We start from the raw sequence: 6,694 nt of genomic DNA on the forward strand, positions 1-6,694 counted from the left end.
CCGGAAAATGGCCCCAGCCTGCGCCTAATGGGCGGGGCTGCGGTTCAGGCGCTTTGGCCCGCGATGCAATCAGGAGCAATCCATGGCCCTGCCTTCAGAAGGCAATCAACTTATCAACGCCGTTGTCCTCCTTGGGGCTGCGGTGATCTTCGTCCCTGTGTTCAAGCGTCTCGGGCTGGGCTCGGTGCTGGGATACCTCGCCGCAGGGCTTGCCATCGGGCCGTTTGGAATCGGCTTTTTCTCCGACTCCAAGTCCATCCTGCACGTGGCCGAACTGGGCGTGGTGATGTTCCTGTTCATCATCGGCCTTGAAATGCAGCCTTCGCGCCTGTGGAAGCTGCGCGGCGAAATCTTTGGACTTGGCGTGGCGCAGGTTATTGCCTGCGGCGCGCTCTTGACGGGAGTAGGGCTGCTGGCCGGGATGACCGGCCCCGCGGCGTTCATGGCGGCGATGGGTTTCGTGCTGTCCTCCACCGCCATCGTGATGCAGATACTGGCCGAACGGGACGAGACCACCAGCGCCCAGGGGCAGCGCATCGTGTCCATCCTGCTGCTCGAGGATCTTGCCATCGTGCCATTGCTGGCGCTGGCCGCCTTGCTGGCGCCTGCCAGCGATTCCGGCCATGGCGATCCCTGGCTGCAGTCCGCCATCGCGGTAGGCTGCATCCTGGCATTGCTGGCGGTGGGCCGCTGGCTGCTCAATCCACTGTTTCGCCTGCTGGCGGCGGCTCGCGCCCGCGAAGTCATGACGGCGGCCGCCCTGCTTGTCGTGCTGGGGGCGGCGTTGCTGATGGAGCTGGGCGGCCTGTCCATGGCCATGGGCGCGTTCCTTGCCGGCGTGCTGCTCTCCGAATCCACGTTCCGGCATCAGCTTGAAGCCGAGATCGAGCCCTTCCGCGGCATTCTGCTGGGCCTGTTCTTCCTGGGCGTGGGCATGTCGCTCGACCTGTCGGCCGTGGCCCGCGAATGGCCGCTCATCCTCGCGGGCGTCGTGGTCTTCATGGTGGTCAAGTCCGTTGGCGTTTATGTCGTCGCGCGCCTGCTGCGCGCCACGCACGCCGAAGCCGTCACACGCGCCGCGCTGCTGGCGCAAGGTGGGGAGTTCGCCTTTGTTCTTTACAGCGCCGCCGCCGACAAGGGCATTTTCGATGCGCATACGGGCGCCGTGCTGACGGCGATCGTCATCATCTCCATGGCGCTCACGCCCCTGTGCGTGCTGGCCCTGCGCTGGCTGCTGCCCAAGGCCACGCCGTCCATGGATGGCGTGGACGTGGCCCGCGACCTTGACGGATGCGCCCTGATCGTCGGCTTCGGCCGATTCGGCCAGATCGTCACGCAGGCGATGTTGGCCCGGGAAATCAAGGTCTCCATCCTGGACATCGATACCGACGCCATACGCGCTGCCGCCAAATGGGGCGTGAAGGTGTATTACGGGGACGGGACACGAGCGGACATGTTGCGGTCCGCTGGCGCGGAAAACGCCTGCGCCATCCTGATTTGCGTCGACGACCCCCGCGCCGTCACCCACATGGTCAAGCTCATCAAGTCCGAATTCCCGCTGGTGCGGATCGTGGTGCGCGCTTACGACCGCATCCATTCGCTGGCGCTGGCCCGCGAAGGCGTGGATTTCCAGGTCCGGGAAACCCTCGAGTCCGCTTTGGTCTTCGGCGAAGAGGCGCTGCGCGCCATCGGGGTCCCGGCTGACGAAGCCGAGGGAGTCATCCAGGACGTACGCCGTCGCGATACTGAGCGCTTCGACCTCGAAGTCGCAGGGGGATTGTTCGCTGGACGGTCGCTTCTTTACGGAAATATGACGAGCCAACCGGATGGCAGGAACGACAGCCCTGACCGCGAAACAGGTGAGGCGTCGGCAAGTCCATCCGCTTGATGGCTATTTTTGTCGCTGCATTTCCGTATCTTTGCATTACTTTACGCATCATTTCACGCGCAACGTCGGACGGCTAAGGTAGATTAATCCGCAACGACGCTTCACTCGCGAAGCGCATTCTGCCAGGGGGCTGCCATGCTGCAATCGGACCGCAATTCGAATACGTCGCACGCTATCGGGATCGAGCTCGCCCGGCGTCAGGCCTTGACGCTGCGCTGCGGATTCTCGGGCGGGCTGACCCGCCAATTGATGGCCCACGCAGGTCAAACGGGGCCGGCCTGGGCCATCAGCGCCCACCGCGAAGCCGACAAGGCGCGCGGATCCCGGGCGTTCCCCTTCCGCATCGCCGCCAGCGCAGCCTCCTGATTCTTTCCGCTTCGGGCGCGGCGCGCCTGGAGCCCCCACCAGGCGTCCTCCGGCATTCGCCTGCCGGCCAGGACGCGCACTGTTCCTTTCGCAATCTTCCTGCCGCCGGTCGCCAAGCCGTCGGCGCCGCCTTGCGCGCTCGTACCGGTCCCGGCATCATCACGCTGGACACGGGCATGAATTGCGTCCTCTCCCGGAGGCCAATGCGTAGGAGCGCCGTATTGAAGTCTCGCGGAATCGTGCATCGCACCCTGTACGCGCTGGCCGGGCTGGTGGCCATCGGCATCTGTGCGGCCGCAGCCGCGCTGCTCTGGATGGACCGCCGCGTCACGTGGGAATCCGCTTACGTCGCGGCCCGCAACCTGGCCGGCGTGCTGTCCGCGGATATCGGCCGCACGCTGCAGGTCTACGATCTGTCGCTCCAGGGCGTGGTTGAACGGCTGCGCGAGCCCGGCATCGCCCACGTTGCGCCCGAAACGCTGCACCGTTTCCTGTTCGACCGGTCCGCCACGGCGGCATATCTCGGCGCCATTGTCGTGCTCGACAAGGACGGCGACATCCTCTATCACTCGGGGGCGATCGATCCGCCCAAGCTCAATTTCGCGGACAGGGATTATTTCCGGGTTCACCGCGACTCTGGCGACGCGCAGCTTTTCATCAGCAAGCCTTATCACAGCCGTTTGCGCGGCGGCGATGAAAGCATTGCGATCAGCCGGCGCATTTCCAATCCCGATGGCAGTTTTGCCGGCGTCGTCGCCGGCTCGCTGCGAATGGCCTACTTCCGCGACCGCTTCGCGGAAGTCTCCATCGGCCCGCACGACGCCATCACCGTGTTCCGAAACGACGGCGTCGTCTTGCTGCGCAATCCCTATTCGCGGGCAGACGCGGACAGCGAGATCGATGTGCCGCTGGATTTCCAGCAGTACCTGATCGGCCGTGAGGGCGCGTTCGTCGGCGTGCTGTCGCACGATGGGGTCAATCGGCTCTACGCCTTCGACGCTATCGACGACACGCCGCTCGTGATCGACGTGGCCCTGGCGGTGGATGATCTGCTGGAACCCTGGATGCGCCGCGCTGCGCTGATCGTGCCGGTCACGCTCGCCTTGTTTGCGTCGGTGATGGCGCAGATCATCCTTTTCCGGCGCGAGATGCTGTGGCGCCGGGCTTTCGAACAGCAACTGGAAAAGCAGGCGCAGACAGACGGGCTCACAGGCATTGCCAATCGGCGCACATTTGATGAAGCGCTGGATCGTGAGTGGGCGGCCGCAAGGCGGGACCGCAAGCCGCTATCGCTGCTGTTCCTGGATGCCGACCATTTCAAGCGCTACAACGATCGCTACGGGCATCAGGAGGGCGATGAGCTATTGAAGATGCTGGCTTCGGCGCTCGAGCGCAAGGCCCGTCGCCCGCGCGATCTGGCGGCGCGCTACGGGGGCGAGGAGTTCGTGGTGCTGTTGCCGGACACCGCAGGCCAACGCGCAGAGGAGATCGCCGAAAGCATTCGGCGCGCGGTCGTGGATCTTGGCGTACCGCATGAAGACAACGAGGGCGGCATCGTCACGGTCAGCGTTGGGGTGGCGACGGCCGTTCCACGCGAAGGCGACGCGGCGGCTCAACTGGTGGAGGCGGCTGATTCCGCTGTCTACCAGGCAAAAGAGGCTGGCCGAAACCGCGTCGCCATGGCCCCGGCCTGAATCGTCCGGGCAATAAAAAACCCGCCGCAGGTTCCCCGTGCGGCGGGTCTTGATTCCGCGGATTAGCGGCCGAGCATCACCGCCTGCAGACGCGTCTGCGCTTGCTGCACGTTCTTCGCCTGCGTATTCAGGTCTTGCAGCAACTGGTTCAGTTCGGCCTGCACGGCCGCGTCCTTTACCTTCACCGTGGCGCCCGCGATTTCGATCTGTGCTTTGTGGGCTTCGACGTAGTCGGCGATCTTCAGGCTGCTGTCGAACGTCGCGTTCAACTGGGGCAGCACGTCGCGGAACGTGTCGGCGGGCAGGCTCACGGTCTTCTCGTAGGCCTTGTCGTACACCACCTTCAGATCTTCCGGCTGCTTGAGCGCCGCGTGGGCCGCATCGGCCTTGGCCTGCTGCTCTTTCAGTGCGGCGTTCATGTCGTTCAGCGCGGCTTGCACCGTCTTCAGATCATCACGGCGCGACACGATATCGTTCAATGAGCGCATCGCGCCTTTCTGCATGATGCCCGACAGCGGCTTGACCGAAGCGTCCATGCCTGCATTGAAATCAGTGATCACGGCATACTGGGCGGCGTAGTCGCCGAAGGACTTCTTTTCCTCGTCCGTCAACTTAGGCACGCGCACCCCCGGCTTGTCGACGATGCGCGTTTGCAGGAACTGCGTGAACGCGGCGCGCTGTTCGGGCTCCTTGTCGCCGCATGCGGCCAGCACCAGCGGCAACGCCGCGATCAGCACCAGGAATGGACGGAATAGGGACTTCATTGCATTGACCTCCGGAAAGCTGGGAATCGGCGCCGGGAAGATGCTCCACCCGGCAAAGCGCCCGCAGCTTATCGATAACCCTTAGTCGCCGCCATCGGTTTCAGAATTCATTGCAATCGAATCGTTAGGTCACACAATCTACACATATCGGGTTGATTGGGGATCGGTATTCGAGTAGGGGCGATTCGAAGATTGTCTCGCCGGCCACGCCGGTAAAAGAAAAGCCGCGTGTTTCCACGCGGCTGTCGGGTAGGCAGAGACTGATTGGTCCGCCGGCGATGTCAGACCAAAATGATGTCGTACTTCTCCTGCGAATACGTGCCTTCGACTTCCAGCGAAATCCGCTTGCCCACAAAGTCGCCCAGCATCGCCAGATGCTGGCTTTCTTCTTCCAGGAACAGGTCCACCACTTCCTGCGATGCAAGAATGCGGAATTCCTTGGGGTTGAACTGCCGAGCCTCGCGCAGGATTTCGCGCAGGATCTCGTAGCAGACGGTGCGAGGCGTGCGCACATTGCCGCGCGACTCGCACATGGGGCAGGGCTCGCATAGCTGATGCGCAAGAGAGTCCCGCGTGCGCTTGCGGGTCATTTCCACCAGGCCTAGCTGCGTAAAGCCATTGACGGTCATGCGGGTGCGGTCGCGTGACAGGGCCTTCTTCAGCTCGGCAAGCACCGTTTCGCGATGCTCCTGTTCTTCCATGTCGATGAAGTCCAGGATCACGATTCCGCCCAGGTTGCGCAAACGAAGCTGCCGCGCGATGGCCTGCGCGGCCTCGAGGTTGGTCTTGAAGATCGTGTCATCGAAATTGCGCCCGCCGACGAATCCGCCCGTGTTGACGTCCACGGTCGTCAAGGCCTCGGTCTGATCAATGATCAGGTATCCGCCCGATTTCAAATCGACGCGGCGCGAAAGGGCGCGCGCAATCTCGTCGTCCACGTTGGCGGTGTCGAACAGCGGCCGCTCGCCGCTGTAGTGCTGGATCCGGTCCACGACGGAGGGCGTATAGACGCGCGCCCACTCCAGCATGGCGGCGCTGGTCGTGCGGGAGTCGACCAGGATGGAGCCCGTTCCCGGGCCGACCATGTCGCGCAACACGCGCTGCGCTAGCGTCAGGTCCTGGTGCAGCACGGCAGGGGCGGGCTGCGTTCGCGCGGCAGCTTGCACGCTGGTCCAGAGTTTGCGCAGGTACTCCACGTCTGCCGTCAGTTCGGCATCGTTGGCCCCCTCCGCCTGCGTGCGGACGATAAAACCGCCTTTCTCCTCGGCCGGCATCAGCGCCTGCAGCCGCTCGCGCAGCTGGATGCGCTCGGACTCGGAGTCGATTTTCTGCGAAATGCCGATGTGTGGGTCATGGGGCAGGTACACAAGCATGCGTCCCGCCATGCTGATCTGCGTGGAAAGTCGTGCCCCTTTGGTGCCCAGCGGATCCTTGACCACCTGGACCATGAGGGTCTGCCCTTCAAAGATCAGCTTTTCGATGGGGGTGGGCGTCAGGCCCTGCGTGCGTTCGCTCCGGTTCTCGCGCAGGTCCGCAATATGGATGAAAGCTGCCCGCTCCAGTCCGATATCGATGAAAGCGCTTTGCATGCCGGGAAGGACACGCACGACCCGTCCCAGATAAATATTGCCGACATGGCCCCGCTGAATGCTTCGTTCCACGTGCAGTTCCTGAACCGACCCCTGTTCCACCAGCGCAACGCGGGTTTCAAAAGGGGTGACGTTGATCAGGATGTCTTCGCTCAAGGCGATGGCGGGGGGCATAGGGTGTTCGTCTCCAATAAGGTGCGGCGTACAAGGCGAATAGTAAACGTACATACCAAGCCGGCGAGTGCGCCACTTCGACTATCTATATATAGAGGCCCCACGGTGGCTGGAGTGCTCGGTGGCGGTCGGCCTCCAGCGCGAACAACAAAATTGCGACGTCCGCGTGACAAGCCAAAATTCTGTGCTATAGTCTCGCTCCTTCGCCGCTCAAGCAGT

General features: G+C 63.3%; 5 protein-coding genes. 3 read left to right on the forward strand and 2 right to left on the reverse strand.

Going from position 1 to position 6,694, the window contains the following annotated elements:
- Positions 1 to 82 precede the first annotated feature (82 nt).
- The 3 genes from RT614_RS27360 to RT614_RS27370 all read left to right on the forward strand — a co-directional run bounded on the left by RT614_RS27360 (position 83) and on the right by RT614_RS27370 (position 3,948).
- Positions 83 to 1,888: a monovalent cation:proton antiporter-2 (CPA2) family protein gene (locus RT614_RS27360; RefSeq protein WP_313625550.1), complete on the forward strand. Its 1,806-nt coding sequence runs from the start codon at positions 83 to 85 to the stop codon at positions 1,886 to 1,888.
- 135 nt (positions 1,889 to 2,023) lie between these two features.
- On the forward strand, positions 2,024 to 2,254 hold the full coding sequence (locus tag RT614_RS27365) for a hypothetical protein (protein WP_313625551.1): 231 nt from the start codon (positions 2,024 to 2,026) through the stop codon (positions 2,252 to 2,254).
- Between the two features lie 221 nt (positions 2,255 to 2,475).
- Complete coding sequence (locus RT614_RS27370; RefSeq protein ID WP_313625562.1) at positions 2,476 to 3,948, forward strand: sensor domain-containing diguanylate cyclase; 1,473 nt, start codon at positions 2,476 to 2,478, stop codon at positions 3,946 to 3,948.
- A 62-nt stretch (positions 3,949 to 4,010) separates the two neighbouring features.
- On the opposite strand, the gene RT614_RS27375 is transcribed toward RT614_RS27370, so the two are convergent.
- Together RT614_RS27375 and rng are read right to left on the reverse strand one after the other, a co-directional pair.
- Positions 4,011 to 4,712, reverse strand: a complete 702-nt coding sequence (locus tag RT614_RS27375) for a DUF3053 domain-containing protein (RefSeq protein ID WP_313625553.1) — start codon at positions 4,710 to 4,712, stop codon at positions 4,011 to 4,013.
- Between the two features lie 281 nt (positions 4,713 to 4,993).
- A complete protein-coding gene (gene rng, locus RT614_RS27380) occupies positions 4,994 to 6,457 on the reverse strand; it encodes a ribonuclease G (protein ID WP_313625563.1) in 1,464 nt (487 codons plus the stop codon).
- Positions 6,458 to 6,694 lie beyond the last annotated feature (237 nt).

Origin of the sequence: Achromobacter sp. (assembly GCF_032102605.1) — a bacterium.
Lineage (GTDB): Bacteria > Pseudomonadota > Gammaproteobacteria > Burkholderiales > Burkholderiaceae_B > Achromobacter.